Annotated in this window: 14 protein-coding genes; 5 read left to right on the forward strand and 9 right to left on the reverse strand. The window is 61.3% G+C overall.

Annotated elements, in window-relative coordinates; translation table 11 throughout:
* The first annotated feature begins 13 nt into the window (after window positions 1-13).
* Together CKW26_RS26710 and CKW26_RS26715 are read left to right on the forward strand one after the other, a co-directional pair.
* Complete coding sequence (locus CKW26_RS26710; protein WP_095050788.1) at window positions 14-1165, forward strand: M14-type cytosolic carboxypeptidase; 1152 nt, start codon at window positions 14-16, stop codon at window positions 1163-1165.
* Between the two features lie 148 nt (window positions 1166-1313).
* Window positions 1314-2507: an MFS transporter gene (locus tag CKW26_RS26715; protein WP_095050789.1), complete on the forward strand. Its 1194-nt coding sequence runs from the start codon at window positions 1314-1316 to the stop codon at window positions 2505-2507.
* Here the strand turns inward: CKW26_RS26715 and CKW26_RS26720 are convergent.
* Both CKW26_RS26720 and CKW26_RS26725 read right to left on the reverse strand, forming a co-directional pair.
* Window positions 2504-3049, reverse strand: coding sequence for a cytochrome b (locus CKW26_RS26720; protein WP_093434126.1), 546 nt, complete (start codon window positions 3047-3049; stop codon window positions 2504-2506). The two genes, CKW26_RS26715 and CKW26_RS26720, sit on opposite strands and share 4 nt — an antisense overlap.
* Window positions 3046-4152, reverse strand: a complete 1107-nt coding sequence (locus CKW26_RS26725) for a catalase family peroxidase (protein ID WP_095050790.1) — start codon at window positions 4150-4152, stop codon at window positions 3046-3048. Before CKW26_RS26725 ends, CKW26_RS26720 begins: the two co-directional genes overlap by 4 nt.
* A gap of 157 nt (window positions 4153-4309) precedes the next feature.
* On the opposite strand from CKW26_RS26725, the gene CKW26_RS26730 reads away from it, so the two are divergent.
* Window positions 4310-4816: a sigma-70 family RNA polymerase sigma factor gene (locus CKW26_RS26730; protein ID WP_007917263.1), complete on the forward strand. Its 507-nt coding sequence runs from the start codon at window positions 4310-4312 to the stop codon at window positions 4814-4816.
* Window positions 4813-5568: an anti-sigma factor gene (locus CKW26_RS26735; RefSeq protein ID WP_095050791.1), complete on the forward strand. Its 756-nt coding sequence runs from the start codon at window positions 4813-4815 to the stop codon at window positions 5566-5568. Before CKW26_RS26730 ends, CKW26_RS26735 begins: the two co-directional genes overlap by 4 nt.
* 123 nt (window positions 5569-5691) lie before the next feature.
* On the opposite strand, the gene CKW26_RS26740 is transcribed toward CKW26_RS26735, so the two are convergent.
* From CKW26_RS26740 to CKW26_RS26770, 7 genes are all read right to left on the reverse strand, one after another.
* Window positions 5692-6663 carry a spore coat U domain-containing protein gene (locus CKW26_RS26740; RefSeq protein ID WP_095050792.1) on the reverse strand — a complete coding sequence of 324 codons (972 nt, stop codon included), beginning with the start codon at window positions 6661-6663 and terminating at the stop codon, window positions 5692-5694.
* Window positions 6660-9017, reverse strand: coding sequence for a fimbria/pilus outer membrane usher protein (locus CKW26_RS26745; RefSeq protein WP_095050793.1), 2358 nt, complete (start codon window positions 9015-9017; stop codon window positions 6660-6662). The genes CKW26_RS26740 and CKW26_RS26745 overlap by 4 nt, the downstream gene beginning before the upstream one ends.
* A gap of 80 nt (window positions 9018-9097) precedes the next feature.
* The gene (locus CKW26_RS26750) at window positions 9098-9886 is read right to left on the reverse strand and encodes a molecular chaperone (protein ID WP_095050794.1); all 789 of its coding nucleotides are present in this window, start codon (window positions 9884-9886) and stop codon (window positions 9098-9100) included.
* A 33-nt stretch (window positions 9887-9919) separates the two neighbouring features.
* Window positions 9920-10420 carry a spore coat U domain-containing protein gene (locus tag CKW26_RS26755; protein ID WP_095050795.1) on the reverse strand — a complete coding sequence of 167 codons (501 nt, stop codon included), beginning with the start codon at window positions 10418-10420 and terminating at the stop codon, window positions 9920-9922.
* A 4-nt stretch (window positions 10421-10424) separates the two neighbouring features.
* Complete coding sequence (locus tag CKW26_RS26760; protein ID WP_095050796.1) at window positions 10425-10961, reverse strand: spore coat U domain-containing protein; 537 nt, start codon at window positions 10959-10961, stop codon at window positions 10425-10427.
* 20 nt (window positions 10962-10981) lie between these two features.
* Entirely contained in the window at window positions 10982-11515 is a 534-nt protein-coding gene (locus CKW26_RS26765) for a spore coat U domain-containing protein (protein WP_095050797.1), read from the reverse strand.
* Window positions 11516-11614: 99 nt separating this feature from the next.
* Complete coding sequence (locus CKW26_RS26770) at window positions 11615-12118, reverse strand: spore coat U domain-containing protein (RefSeq protein WP_176471249.1); 504 nt, start codon at window positions 12116-12118, stop codon at window positions 11615-11617.
* Window positions 12119-12423: 305 nt separating this feature from the next.
* Between CKW26_RS26770 and zapE the strand changes: the two genes are divergently transcribed.
* On the forward strand, window positions 12424-13554 hold the full coding sequence (zapE, locus tag CKW26_RS26775; protein ID WP_095050799.1) for a cell division protein ZapE: 1131 nt from the start codon (window positions 12424-12426) through the stop codon (window positions 13552-13554).
* The last annotated feature ends 135 nt before the right edge of the window (window positions 13555-13689 follow it).

The raw sequence follows: 13689 nt of genomic DNA on the forward strand, positions 1-13689 counted from the left end.
TCAGGAATCGATTATGACCGTGGCCAAATCTTCGTTCGACATCAGTGCCAACTTCGACAGCGGCAACATCCAAGTCATCGACATCAGCAATCCGCTCAATCCGGTTCTGGCCATTCGTCCGGATACTCGCAGCGCGCATTTCCAGTGGTTTCACTTCAAGGCCAGCGGCCTGCATGTCGGTCAGGAACACTGGTTCCGCCTGAACAACGCCAGCCAATCCACGTACAGCAAGGGCTGGCCCGGTTATCAAGCCGTAGCGTCCTACGATCACGTCAACTGGTTCCGCGTGCCGACTATTTACGAGGGCGACTGCCTGCGCTTTTGCCTCGAGGCCACGCAGACCCACGCTTGGTTCGCCTACTTCGAACCCTATAGCCGTGGCCGTCACGACTGGCTGATCGAGCAGGCGCTGAGCAAGGCCGGCACCGAATTACTGGCGACCGGTAAAAGTGTCGAAGGTCGCGACATTCAATTGCTGCGCAAAGGCACTGGCGCCGAAGGCCAGCGCAAAATCTGGATCATCGCTCAGCAACATCCCGGCGAGCACATGGCCGAATGGTTCATGGAAGGCGTGATCGAGCGCCTGGAAAGGCACGATGATCCGGTGCTGAACAAGCTGCTCGCCAGTGCCGATCTGTACCTGGTACCGAACATGAATCCGGACGGCGCGTTCCATGGTCATCTGCGCACCAACGCCATGGGCCAGGATTTGAACCGGGCCTGGCAGAACGCCAGCCAGGAGATCAGTCCCGAGGTGCTCTTCGTCCAGCAGCAAATGGAAAAGTACGGCGTCGATCTGTTCCTGGATGCCCATGGCGATGAAACCATTCCTCACGTATTCACCGCCGGCTGCGAAGGCAATCCGGGCTACACGCCGCGTATCGAGAAGCTCGAAGAGCATTTCCGCAATCACCTGAAACACACCACCAAAGATTTCCAGACCAAGTACGGCTACACCCGCGACGAACCGGGTCAGGCCAACATGACCCTGGCGTGCAACAGCGTCGGCCAGAAATACGACTGCCTGTCGCTGACGCTGGAAATGCCGTTCAAGGATCACGACGACCATCCCGACAAGGTCACCGGCTGGTCGGGTAAACGCTCCAAACAGTTGGGTAAAGACGTGCTGACGACCATCGCTGACATGGTTGATACCTTGCGCTGATCCCCTCCTCCGTTCTGTAAAAGATCGCAGCTTGTCTGCGATCTTTTGCTTTTCGCCATTCACCATCTCGCGCAAACAGGTTGCAAAATAAAACCCGAATCAATACCGTACTAAAGGTTTTATTTTGAAACCTAAAAGGATGCGGGAAATGAAACCTCTCAAGAGCGATGCCGTTTTGCTTTTCTCCGTGGCCTGCGGTCTGGCCGTGGGCAATGTGTATTACGCCCAGCCATTGCTGGACGCGATGGCCGAGGCGTTTGCGATGTCGCCGGCAACCATCGGCATCGTCATCACCCTGACGCAAATCGGCTACGGCATCGGACTGGTGCTATTAGTCCCTCTCGGTGATCTGCTCAATCGGCGCCGATTGATCGTTACTCAAACCCTGCTGTCGGCAGCGGCGCTGTTGATGATCGCGCTGGCGCCCGACAGTACGTGGCTGCTGCTTGGCATGACCTTGACAGGGCTGCTCGCGGTAGTGACGCAGGTCTTGGTAGCTTATGCCGCGACGCTGGCAATCCCGGCACAACGCGGGCGCGTGGTCGGGGTGGTCACCAGCGGCATCGTCGTCGGCATCTTGCTGGCACGCACGGTTGCCGGCGGTATGGCCGATTTGGCTGGGTGGCGAGCGATTTACTTGCTGTCAGCCGGGCTGACACTGTTGATGGCGTTGCTGCTGTTGCGTGTTCTGCCGAAGGATGAGGTCTCGCAACCGACTACGACTTACGCCGCCCTGATCGCCTCAGTATTCAGCCTGTTCAAAGAAGAACCGGTACTGCGCCAACGCGCGATCCTCGCATTGCTGACTTTCGCCAGTGCGATGGTGCTGTGGACGCCGATGGTGCTGCCACTAGCCGCGCCGCCACTGTCCCTGTCGCACAGTGAAATCGGGCTGTTCGGACTCGCCGGTGCTGCGGGTGCACTGGCAGCCGCACGGGCCGGGCATCTGGCTGATCGCGGACTCGGACAATGGGTCAGCGGTCTTTCGCTGTTGCTGATGCTCGCCTCATGGTTGCCGATCGCCCTGACTCAATCCTCGCTGTGGGCATTGCTGCTCGGCGTAATCACCCTGGACTTGGGTCTGCAAGCCGTGCACGTCACCAGCCAGAGCATGATCTACAGCGTGCGCCCCGAAGCGCAAAGCCGTCTCACTGCCGGTTACATGCTGTTCTACTCGATCGGCAGCGCGCTCGGTTCCATCGGCTCGACCGCGATGTACGCGTGGGCCGGCTGGATCGGCGTGTGCCTGCTCGGCGCCGGCATCAACGCCGTGGCGCTGGCGTACTGGTGGCTGACCCTGAAACGTGGCGCATCGCTACGATGCGCCACACAAACGGGTTAGCTGCGATCGCGACCACGCAACATGCTGTCGAGCACCTCGTCGCGGCGGACCCAGCCATGAAACAGCGCCGCCGCCAGGTGCAGCAGCACCGTCAGGAACAGCAGATAGGCCAGATACCCGTGAGCCTTGCGCAGAAACGCGAACAACTGCGCGTCGGCCGGAACGATCGCTGGCAACTGCAACGTTGTGCTGAGCATCACCGGTTCACCAGAAGCGCTGATCATCGCCCAACCGAGCAACGGCAACACCAGCATCAACGCGTAAAGCAGCAGATGGGACGCCTTGGCCGCCAGTACTTGCCAGCCCGGCAGATCGGCGGGCAACGGTGGCTGGCGCGTGGTGAGCCGTACCAGCAAACGCACGATCACCAGCGCCAGAATCGCAATGCCCAACGGTTTGTGCAGATGGATCAGCCATTCATGCCGCTCGGACACCGAGGTGACCATGCCGGCGCCGATAAACAGCATGGCGATGATCATCAGCGCCATCAGCCAGTGCAGCAGCCGCGCCAACAGGGCGAAATGCGTCGGTTGAGTGCTCATGGACGAGCCTCCTGTTTGGCGGCGGGCAACTGACTGACTTCGCTGGTGCGACGCAGATAGGAATTGGCGTAACCGGCGGAACGCGCCGCGAGCAACGGGTCGTCGGAACCTTGAATCCCGGCCGGCAGCACCAGCGGGTCATAGTTGATGTCCCGGCATTCGCCGCTCAATTGCGGCTGGGTCTTTTCCAGCACCAGCGTACCGGCGTTCAACACTTTGCGCCCCTCGGGCCAGGTCTTGCTGGCGTCGTTCACCGGATCCTCGGGATTGGCCAGAGTGATATTCAACTGAAAACGCAGCGGTGCAGACGACAACCGTTGCACCAGATCTTTCTCGAGAAAATCGCCGCCCTCAGGCGCACTGGCGCCCGCAGCATCGCGCGCCAACGGTGTCATGCTCCAGCGCACGGCCTGTTTTTTACCGCTGGCGTCGACCAGATAAAACGCGTTGACGCTGTTATAGGTTTCGGTGGCATAACTGGCCGACGGTTTGGCCGTCTTCACCCAGGTCAAAAACGGCACGGTTTCCGGGTGCGCGGCGAAGAACGCCGGAACCTTCGCCGGATCAGGTTTACCGGTGGCCGGATCTGGCGATTGCGCCTGTTGCAATTGATAAAACGCCTCAGGCGTACCGACCGGGAACACCGGCATGCTGTTCATCCCGGTGCGCCACTGCTGCCCGTTAGCCTGGGTGAACCGCAACGCCAGACTGCGAATCGGCACGCTGCTGTCCGGTGCATAGGGATTGCCCGCCGGCAGCGCAAAACGCCCGACCACTGGAGTCTGCGGCTCGTTGAACACCTGCGCGGTGGAGAATACCCGTGCCTCACCACTGCTTTCGAAATGCCCGATCACGCACACGCCTTTGGCGTGATTACGACGAAACCCAGGATGCACGCCATTGTTCTTCTCCAGCACATCGACCAGCGCCTTTGGCGTCAGGCGTTGTGGGTCGAAGTTACCGTGAACGTAGGCAAACGCCCCAGCCACCGCGGCGACTACCACGGCAATGCCGCCCAGACGCAATATCAGGCTCGCGGGACTCAGTGGCGGGCGCTGCGGCCCGCCGGGCGGTGAAGCGTTGGGTGAGGTGCGATCAACCATGAAGGACTCCAGGGCCAATGGCCACAAGTAGGAAGAATCAGCAAGACGCGCCTCGTCCGGGTTTATTCCACACAACGGTATTTATTTTTCCGAACGTGGAATAACCTCCAACGGCGGGCGTCTCCCTAGTCCACAGCGTAGTGACTAGCAGAATTTCATGAGCGAATTCGACGAACAGTTGAGAGAAATCATTCCCAGATTGCGCCGCTTTGCCGTGTCGTTGACGCGCAACAGCAGTAGTGCTGACGATCTGGTGCAGGCCTGTCTGGAGCGTGCCCTGTCGAGTTGGGGCGACAAACGCGCCGACGGCGACTTGCGTGCCTGGCTGTTCGCGATCCTCTATCGGCAGTTTCTCGACGCCCACCGGCGCTCCCGGCGTTATGCGCGAATGCTCGAATTCTTCACCGGTCGCGACGATGCCGAACCGTCGGTGGAGCGTACCGTTATTGCTCAGTCGACCCTGCAAGCCTTCGACCGACTGCCCAGCGAACAGCGCGCGCTGTTGCTCATGGTTTCAGTGGAAGGCCTTTCCTATAAAGAGGTCGCCGAGATTCTCGGCGCCCCGATCGGCACCGTGATGTCGCGCCTGTCCCGCGCCCGCCAGGCCCTGCGCCAACTCAGCGACGGCGAAATCAGCAGCCCTTCTTTGCGGATACTCAAATGATCAGCCTGCCTCCCAACGAGCGTGACCTGCACGCCTATGTCGACCACCAACTCAGCGACACCGACCGGCGTGTGCTGGAAACCTGGCTGGCCAGTCACCCGGACGAAGCGGCGCAGGTTCGCGCCTGGCAACAGGATGCCCAGCAACTACGCGCGGCACTCAGCGGCGCGTTGCAGCAACCGGCTAACCCGGCGCTTGACCCGGCGATGATTCGCCAGCGCCGTCAGCGCCAGTCGCGTCGTCATCTGGCCAGTGCTGCGGTGTTGCTGATCGCGGTCAGCCTCGGCGGATTCAGTGGCTGGCAGGCGCGGGAAATGACCCTCGTGCGCCCGGCCATGTTGCCGATGACCGACGCCTTGCAGGCCTATCGCTTGATTGCCCAGCAAGGCATGTTGCCCGCCGATTACCAGGTCGAGAGTGCCGACGACATGCAGCGCTGGCTCGACCGCTATTTCACCCGGGCCAGTCGCTTGCCCGACCTGAAGGCGGCCGGGTTTGAACCGGTCAGCGGACGCTTGCTCAGCACTGATGAAGGTCCGGCGGCGATGGTGGTGTATGAGGATGGCAGCGGCCACAAAGTGAGTTTCTACGTGCGCCCGCCGGGGCCGAAGAACACCTTTTTGCCCCGTGGCAGCCGCAGTGATGGCGACTTGCAGGCCGAGTACTGGTCGGGCGGCGGGTACAACTACGCGATGGTCAGCCCGGTCGATACACCGGCGGCGCAACAGCTCAAGCAATCACTGCAATTCTGAAAACACCGCTGTTCTATGTAGGAGCTGCGGCACGCTGCGATCTTTTGACCTTGTTCTTAAGGGCAAGATCAAAAGATCGCAGCCTCGTTTCACTCGACAGCTCCTACAAAGGATCGTGTCAGCTCAGAAACCTACGTCCAAAACCACATTATCCAGATAAGTGCCCGCCGGCGGCGTGGTCTGGTCGGTGTAGATCTTCGCGTTGTAGTTGAAGATCTGGCTGCCCGTGCCCAAGCCGTTACCCGGATTGACCTCGGCATCGGTACTCGCCCGCCGCGCCGCGCCGACGCTGCCCCAGCGCGTGGTGCCGGCACTTTTGAAAATGTCGTAGGCCAGATAATTGCTCCCGGAAATCATCCGTCGCCGGCCGCCGACACTCACCGCGTTCTGCCCGTCGCTCAGCCCCACGGTATAGGCACTGCCCTTGGTGCAGGCCAGATTGATGGTTTGCCCGGTCACCGGGGTGAACGCGCTGATCACCGGAGCGCTGCCGAACGCAATGTTCGGCGCAGTAATCGTGCAGTCGTTGGACACCGTCATATTCACCGTCAACGAGGTCGTGCCACTGGCGATGTCGCGCCCAAGACAGATAGAACCAATACCAATCCCCGAGCAGTAATTCCAGTTCCAGAAAATACTCAGGGTCTCGGTGTACACCCCGGCGGCGACGTTGCTGCCAATGGTTGTGCCGAGATACAGCGGCACGGTTTTCGGCGTTGTACCGTTGAGCAGGCCCAAGGCATCGATGATGCCGTTGCGCGCAAAGTCGTAGGCCGTGCCACGAGTCAGCGGGTAGCTGGTGCTGTTGTTGGCGTAGACCGTGTAGTTGATGACATCGCCGGTCGGCCCGACCAGACCACTTTGAGTCGAAGAAACGGTGCCCCAGAAGTGGTCGTTGCTGGTCAGCAGGGACAGCAGCGAACCGGTACAGCTCAAACCTGCATTCAGTGTTGAACTGGGTTGTGAAGTGGTGCGCACGGCGATCGAACTGAGCGTACCGAACGCTGCCGGTGTGGTGCTGACCACCGAGCACGCGGCCTGCGCCGCGCCCGGCAGCATCAGCGCCAGCAACAAAAGCAAGCGTGCGTAGATCATTGGCACACCAACGGGCCAATCAGCGGCACCTGGTCCTGATTCATATCGACGCTGAACTGCGCCTGACAGGTCTTGCCGTCGGCCAGCGTGACCTGCAGCGAGTTCTGCGCCTGCAGGTTTTCCAGATAGACCAGCCCGTCCCAACCGACCACCGTCCGTGTGCCGCTCTGCTCATGCAACACACCCGCGCCCAGCGGCAGTTCGCGCTGTTGCGCGTCGACCAGCACGATGCTCGCGGCAATCACTCGGGCCAGCGGAAACTCCAGCAGATAACCGCTGCCGCGCCTTACAGCGATGCGTTGTTCGACATTGGGACTGCGCACATTGGCCGGCAGATTCAGTGGGTCGATTTCGTACTTGCCCCGGTAATAGGCGCTGCTCCACGGCACCAGCAGATGACCGTTCTTGTCGGTCTGACCAACCTGCTGGTTTTCGTAGCGCACCGGAATGTCGGCGAAACCATCGGTGCTGACCACTACAAACGCGTCGTCGATGCGGTTGGCGGCGAACACCTGACGGTCCATCCACACCAACGAACCACTGGCATCGGCCCAACGGGTTTCAGCCTCGGAAGTGCCGTAGACACCAGCCTGCAACTGCACCGATTGCAGCCGCCAGGTGACGTCGGCCTGGCGATAATCGGCGCCATCACCCTTGGCGTAGCCGAGGTTGAAACCCACGCCGCCCTCAGTCGGCACCGCACGACTGTAGTTGACCCGTTGCTGGCTCTGCCCGGTTTTACTGCGATCGCTGCTGATCGCCAGGCTGCCACGCAGATCGAACGGAATCACCAGTTGCGCCTGCACTGCCCAGTTGCTGTCGCCGATTTCGCGGTTGGCCGACAGGTAAAAACTGCTGTTGCGCCACAGCGGTTTGCTCCAGCTGAGGTTGAGCAGCCGCGTGCGCGAGTCGTCCGCCGCACGAACATCGAAATAACCGGCCCCGAGGCTGCCCCAACGCTCAAGGTTAAGGCTTAAGGTCGCCTGTTCGCTGCGTCGACTCAGGCTGATGTAGGAGCTGTCGACCACGGTCAGGTCGGCATATTGATCGTGACGTTGCAGGCGCTGGTAGGAAAAGCTGAAGCGCTGATTGCTGTACTGGTAGCCCAGGCTCAATTGCTGACCGCCCTCGCCGTCGAAGCGGCTTTGACTCAGGGCACTATTGAGTACACCGAAATTACCCAGCCGCAGGTTGCCGCCGAGGCCGCCCAGTGTCAGCGAATCGGCCGCTTCGGCATGGCTTTCCAGGGTAAAACTGTCGCTGACGCCGTAACGCAGGCTGCCGGAGGTGACACCCGAGCCGTAACTGAAGTCCTTCAAGCCGTAGTCGCGGCGCAACGTACCGGCCGCCACGGAAAAATCGCTTAAGCCTTTTTGCAACAACGTGCTGGTGACATAGAACGGCACCGTGGTCGACACCTGCCGACCCAGTGCATCGGTGGTCACCACCACCGCTTCGCCAGCGCCGTTGATGAATGGAATATTGGTCAGCGTATAAGGCCCAGGTTGCAAATCTGCGCTGCTCGACTTGTAGCCATTGATGAACAGGTCCACCGAGGACGGCACTGCTGCTTCACCGGCAAATTGCGGCAATGGATAAGTCACCAGATCCGGGCGTACGGCAAAGTCCCGCGAGAACTGCACGCCGCCCAGACGCACCGAACTGCTCCACGGCAACGCACCGCTAATCACGTCACCGGCCTCGTAGGTGAGCATTCGCTCGTCATCGGAGTAACGCCACGTGGTGTCGTAACGCAGGTAACCGTTGTCCAGCGTGTTGAGCGAGTCACCAGACAACGTACGCCGGTATTGCCCGGTGTTGGACAGCGTGCCCCAGCTGTCGAACAGCCGCACTTCGTTCCACGCCGCCAGGTAAGTGCCGGCATCGTCGGTGTCGTTGAGGTACAGATCGTAGTTGAACAGTGCGCCGAAACTGCTCAGCGCCGGGGTGCGCGGGTAAGCCTGGCGATTGCCGATGAACTGTTCCGGCAACCAGTCCGGCGGCACGTCCAGCAGCAGGCGCTGACCGACACTGTCGTAATCGCTGTGCAGCCCCGCCAGGCTGTCGAGATCGACCTCGGCGCCAAGGCTGTCGGGCAGTTTCATGCCGGTCTCACGCAACGCCTTCACTGGCACGAACAGGCGCCCGTCGCGCTGCTGCACCGCCACCACGCGACCGGTATTCATCTGGTTGACCACCAGTTCCAGAAACAACTGTGCATCACTCACGGCCTCCATGCCGCTCGGTGGCGGCGGCAGATCGCCGGCCCCGGATGGTTGAACAAACATCAGGCAACACGCGCCAGTGATGAGCCACAACGGACGCTGAATACGACGAACCCGTCCTGGGCTCATACCCGTTTTACGTCCGTCAATGGACTGAATCCTCCCTGATACCGCTTTAGCCGACGTCAGATAACTGCGCTACGACTCACTCACTTGGCAGGTGTAATGCTCTGCACCTGCGGCGCGCCGTTCACCCGCACCTGCAACGCCGAATCACCGGCCAACGGCCCCGGTGCCGGCCACCGCATTACCGCCCCCGGCAGCACATACCCCAGCAGCCCTTCGGCAAGCGGTCTGCTCTGCCCCGCCTGTTTGATTGCCACGTCAGTCAGTCGCGCATGCACCGCGCCCTGATTACGCACTTCCACATAGGGCCGGCCGTCCACGGCCACCGTGCGCCAGCTCAATTGCGGCAGGCCGACACCCTTGGGATCACGCGCGCGGCTGCTGTCTTCCTTGCTCCACAGCCCGGCGCCATAGGCAAACAGCGGCACCGAATAACGCATCTGGAAGCGGATCGCTGCGGCGGTTTTGCCTCCGTCAGCGGTCGCGGGTTGTGCGGAAGGAATTTCGTCAATGATGATCCGATAGGCCAGTTCCTGCCCCGGTGGCACTTGCTTGGTTCGGGTCAGACGCACCAATTGTTTCTGTCCCGGCTCGATTTTCGCCACCGGCGGGCTGCCGATCACGTCGCGCTGGTTCTGGTATTGCTCGGCGAAACCACTCTGGCTCCAGCCAAACACGCGGATCTGCAGATTGGCGGTTTCACTGCCGCGATTCTCCAGCCACAGCGCACTGGCCTGCTGATCAGCCTCCAGCACCGGATCGATCGGCCAGATCAGCACCGAACTCGCCGCGTGTGCCTGACTTGCCCCAAGCATGACCAGCGTCCACATCGCACAGCGCACGAACGAATGCCGTGACGTAACTGACCCCATAAACCTGCTCCTTGTCGGCCATTCAACTTCGCCTTACCACGACAGTTGCACCTGCAACACGTCGCTGTACGTCCCCCCAGGCTGATTGCCCGGCAATTGCACCTGACCGTAAATCGGCAGGCTGATGTTGTTCGCATCGCTGTAGGCCACCGCCACACTCTGGCCGATGCCCAGGCTCTGGCTGTATGCCGCATCGCTAAACAGCGCATACGCCACCCGCGCACTGCCGCTGTTGACCTGCATGTGCCGGCCGCTGTTGTTGTACTGGCCGCCATCAACGCTCATGTTCAGCGTCACGCCCGGCGTGCATTGCAATTGCACCCCACCCGTCAGCGCGACCTGCACGGTGCCGGTGGCCAGTGCCGAACGCGAACCGAAATTCAGCCCGCCATAGTTCGACACCCCGCCCACCACCAGACACCCGGCAGTGACCGTGGCACTGACCTGAAAGCTTTGGCTCGTTGCTGCGGTCAGCGGCAGCGGCGCACTGCCTGCGCAGAGCAGGAGCAGCGCGGCACAGCCATGGCGGCGCATGGCATCAGAACGTCAGTTCTACGGCGACAGTGTCGGTGTACGTCCCCGCCGGCAAACCGGCCTTGCCGACCGCCTGACCGTAGATGTTCACTGTCTGCGCGACACCAGTACTGGCCGCGAGGTTGATCGTCCCGTCAATCGCCAGCAGTTGCGAGTGCCCGGCATCGGTGTACAAGTCGTACGGCACATAATTGGCAACGCCGTCATACAGCGCCCGCGTGCCGCCCGGTGACATGCCGTCATGGGAACCCGCGCGCACCTTGACCGTCGGCGTGGTGCCGCTGGAGCAGAGAATCGACAACGCCCCGCCGCCCCCGCCCAACACCTGCCCGGTGGCGGTAGTGAACAGGCTGTTGGCAGTGCCGAAGTTCAACGCACCGAAGTTCAGCCCGGTGGAACCGCCAGCGCCGTTGACCTGACAGCTGCTGATCAGAATCAGGCTGGAGGTGATCTGGCCAGTGACCGTGGTAGCGGCGTTGGCACCGGAAACCAGCGCCAGGCCAAGCAACGACAAACCTATCCTTGATGCAAACATACGCATGGTGTCCGTCCTCTACGGGGTTACCAGTCGAGCGTCACCGTCAGGGTGTCGGTATAGACTCCTGCCGGTACCGCACGGGTATTCGCCACCACCGAGCCAAATACCGGAATGGGTATCTGCGCACCGCTGGTGACAGCGAAATTGTGTTGCTGGCCGATGCTGTAACTCCGGGCACCGGAGGGATCGACAAACAGCTGATAAGGAAGAGTCTGGCGGCCGTTGCTCAGGCGCCGGGTATTGCCGTCACCGTGGGTGCCGCCGTCGATGGTGACGGTGAAACCAGTGACCGAGGGATTGCAGGCGACGTTGAGTTTGCCGCTGCTGTCGCCGTCCAGACTGGCCTTGATCGGTGCATTCCAGGTGGGCCCCTGAAGGCCGAAGTCGAGGGTGCCGAGGGCGCTGAGCGGACTGTCGGGTGTGCTGGTATTGGTGACTTCGCAGCCGGCAATCAGGATCAGCCGCGCATTGATCTGCCCGCTGACCGCCGCTTGCGCCTCGTCTGCGAGCAATGCCAGCGTACCTGCTGCCACCACCATCCAGTGTTTACCTGTCATTGCGCCCGTCCCTGCTCCTTTACGCTGACTCGATCACCGCGCTCATCATCGAACGCCTTCCTTGCGCACCCACGTCCAGCGGCTGCCTTGAAACCACGCTCACCAGGTGACCGTCACCTTGACCAAATCCGAATAACGGCTGACCTGCGGCACTTCAGCCAGGCGCTCGATCCGCGCGTACAGTGGCAACTCCACCGTGCCGCTGTCCGGCACCCGCCCACTGACCGGAACATCCACCACCAGCGGCACCCGGCGCGCCGCGTCCTGATACAAGCGGTACGGAATCGGTTTGCTGCCGACCGAACCGGCCATGTAACGGACTTCGCCGACACCGCCATGCAAACCGCCGTCGACGCGCATCTGGTACGGCGTGTCCGGATTACACTCCAGCCGTGGCAGGCGTTGATTGGTCAGCGCCGCTGCCAAAGGCCCGGCCGGGTCATCGAGGCGCGCGGTGCTGCCGAAATCAAGCACACCCAATTGCTCGATGCCAGCCTGCCGCTGCTGGCCGATCAACTGGCAGCCGCGTTGCACATCGACGCGCACTTCGACCTGAAGATCCGCCGAATAGGCAGGCGCAGTGAGCACACCCAACAGCCCCATGACCCCATATACATTCACTGCGCCATTCCTTGTCAGTGATCGCTTGCGACGTCGTTTCTGTGATTGAGGTTAGCAACGGTCGACGATTCCGCCAGTCGATTGGATCCATGGATCGGCCGGGATATGTTTCGAAAGATTGGCAACGGGGCGAGCCATGTCGCTAAAAATTGCTGTACGTGCCGCACAAATTTGTTCAATAACCGCCCATTGTCGACACGTCGCGGTGGCTGGTCATCTCGGCGTCTGGTTACACTACATCGCCGCGCTCCCGGGAGCCGGTTTTGACGAATACGGAGACGCCGACAGTGCCTGCCCACCCGCCGAAACGATCGCGACTGATCCAGCGCTGGCCGGCGTTGCACCGCTGGTTCGGCAAGGGTTTGCCGGCCGGCGCCGGGCATGACGCCAGTGCCCAGTCGATCCGCGATTACTTCCGACACAAGGCCAGCGGTCAGGGCTACACCCTCAGCCACAGCCAGCAGCGCGTCATCGAGTGCATGGCGCAGCAGGCCAGTCTGCTGTTGGCCGCCAGTGGCCGAACCGCGCCAAGCCTGTATCTGTTCGGCGCCGTCGGGCGTGGCAAGAGCTGGCTGCTCGACGGCTTCTTTCAGGCGCTGCCGATCACCCAGAAACGACGCCTGCATTTCCATCAGTTTTTCGCGCAATTGCATCAGGGCATGTTCAGCCATCGCCTGCAGGACGATGCCCTCGAAGTGACTCTCGACGAACTGCTGCAAGATTGTCGGGTGCTGTGTTTCGACGAGTTTCATGTGCATGACATCGGCGATGCCATGCTTATCACCCGGCTGTTCAAGGCGTTGTTCAAACGACGGATTCTGCTGCTGGTGACCTCCAACTATGCGCCTGAAGGTTTGCTGCCCAATCCGCTTTATCACGCCCGCTTCAAACCGGTGATCGAACTGATCAATACGCACATGCAGGTGATGGAAGTCGGCGGCCCGCACGATTACCGCAGCCAGACGCGTCACTCTGCACACCAGATATTCACCCAGGGACATTACGTGTGGCCGGCCACGCCAGCACAACGCACGGCCCTGGATCTGCCCCCTGCAGAGGCACCGGCCGTTGCGCTAACGGTCGGCACCCGGCAGTTTCAGGCGCGGTTTTTTGAGAAGCGGCGGGTCGGTTTTACCTTCAACGATCTGTGCGAACAGCCAACGGCGGTGATGGATTACCTGGAACTGTGTCGCCGTTTCGACCGCTGGATCATCGATGGTCTGCCGGAACTGGCGGAGTGCTCGATCGCCGCGCAACAACGCTTCATCAACCTGATCGACGTGCTGTACGACCAGGACAAGCACCTGACGCTACTCGGTCGTTTGCCCTTGTGCGCTAGCCTGGATGGCAATGCCATTGACCTGGCGCGCACGCGCAGTCGGTTGGGGCAGTTGCAGGAAGTGCACGGGACGATCTGAGCACGCCACTCCCCTGTGGGAGCGAGCCTGCTCGCGAAAGCGCCCTATCAGTCAAAACATCAGCTTCTGACACTCCGCCTTCGCGAGCAGGCTCGCTCCCACCAAGGGCATCTGAAGTTTCGCCACCTAGCCAAT

This window comes from Pseudomonas sp. Irchel s3h9 (assembly GCF_900187475.1).
Lineage (GTDB): Bacteria > Pseudomonadota > Gammaproteobacteria > Pseudomonadales > Pseudomonadaceae > Aquipseudomonas > Aquipseudomonas neuropathica.

What these genes read in the sequence shown, in the direction of transcription:
- CKW26_RS26710 (WP_095050788.1), top strand. Translation starts at nt 14, where the DNA reads ATGACCGTGGCCAAATCTTCGTTCGACATCAGTGCCAACTTCGACAGC.
- CKW26_RS26715 (WP_095050789.1), top strand. Translation starts at nt 1,314, where the DNA reads ATGAAACCTCTCAAGAGCGATGCCGTTTTGCTTTTCTCCGTGGCCTGC.
- CKW26_RS26720 (WP_093434126.1), bottom strand. Translation starts at nt 3,049, where the DNA reads ATGAGCACTCAACCGACGCATTTCGCCCTGTTGGCGCGGCTGCTGCAC.
- CKW26_RS26725 (WP_095050790.1), bottom strand. Translation starts at nt 4,152, where the DNA reads ATGGTTGATCGCACCTCACCCAACGCTTCACCGCCCGGCGGGCCGCAG.
- CKW26_RS26730 (WP_007917263.1), top strand. Translation starts at nt 4,310, where the DNA reads ATGAGCGAATTCGACGAACAGTTGAGAGAAATCATTCCCAGATTGCGC.
- CKW26_RS26735 (WP_095050791.1), top strand. Translation starts at nt 4,813, where the DNA reads ATGATCAGCCTGCCTCCCAACGAGCGTGACCTGCACGCCTATGTCGAC.
- CKW26_RS26740 (WP_095050792.1), bottom strand. Translation starts at nt 6,663, where the DNA reads ATGATCTACGCACGCTTGCTTTTGTTGCTGGCGCTGATGCTGCCGGGC.
- CKW26_RS26745 (WP_095050793.1), bottom strand. Translation starts at nt 9,017, where the DNA reads ATGAGCCCAGGACGGGTTCGTCGTATTCAGCGTCCGTTGTGGCTCATC.
- CKW26_RS26750 (WP_095050794.1), bottom strand. Translation starts at nt 9,886, where the DNA reads ATGGGGTCAGTTACGTCACGGCATTCGTTCGTGCGCTGTGCGATGTGG.
- CKW26_RS26755 (WP_095050795.1), bottom strand. Translation starts at nt 10,420, where the DNA reads ATGCGCCGCCATGGCTGTGCCGCGCTGCTCCTGCTCTGCGCAGGCAGT.
- CKW26_RS26760 (WP_095050796.1), bottom strand. Translation starts at nt 10,961, where the DNA reads ATGCGTATGTTTGCATCAAGGATAGGTTTGTCGTTGCTTGGCCTGGCG.
- CKW26_RS26765 (WP_095050797.1), bottom strand. Translation starts at nt 11,515, where the DNA reads ATGACAGGTAAACACTGGATGGTGGTGGCAGCAGGTACGCTGGCATTG.
- CKW26_RS26770 (WP_176471249.1), bottom strand. Translation starts at nt 12,118, where the DNA reads ATGGGGCTGTTGGGTGTGCTCACTGCGCCTGCCTATTCGGCGGATCTT.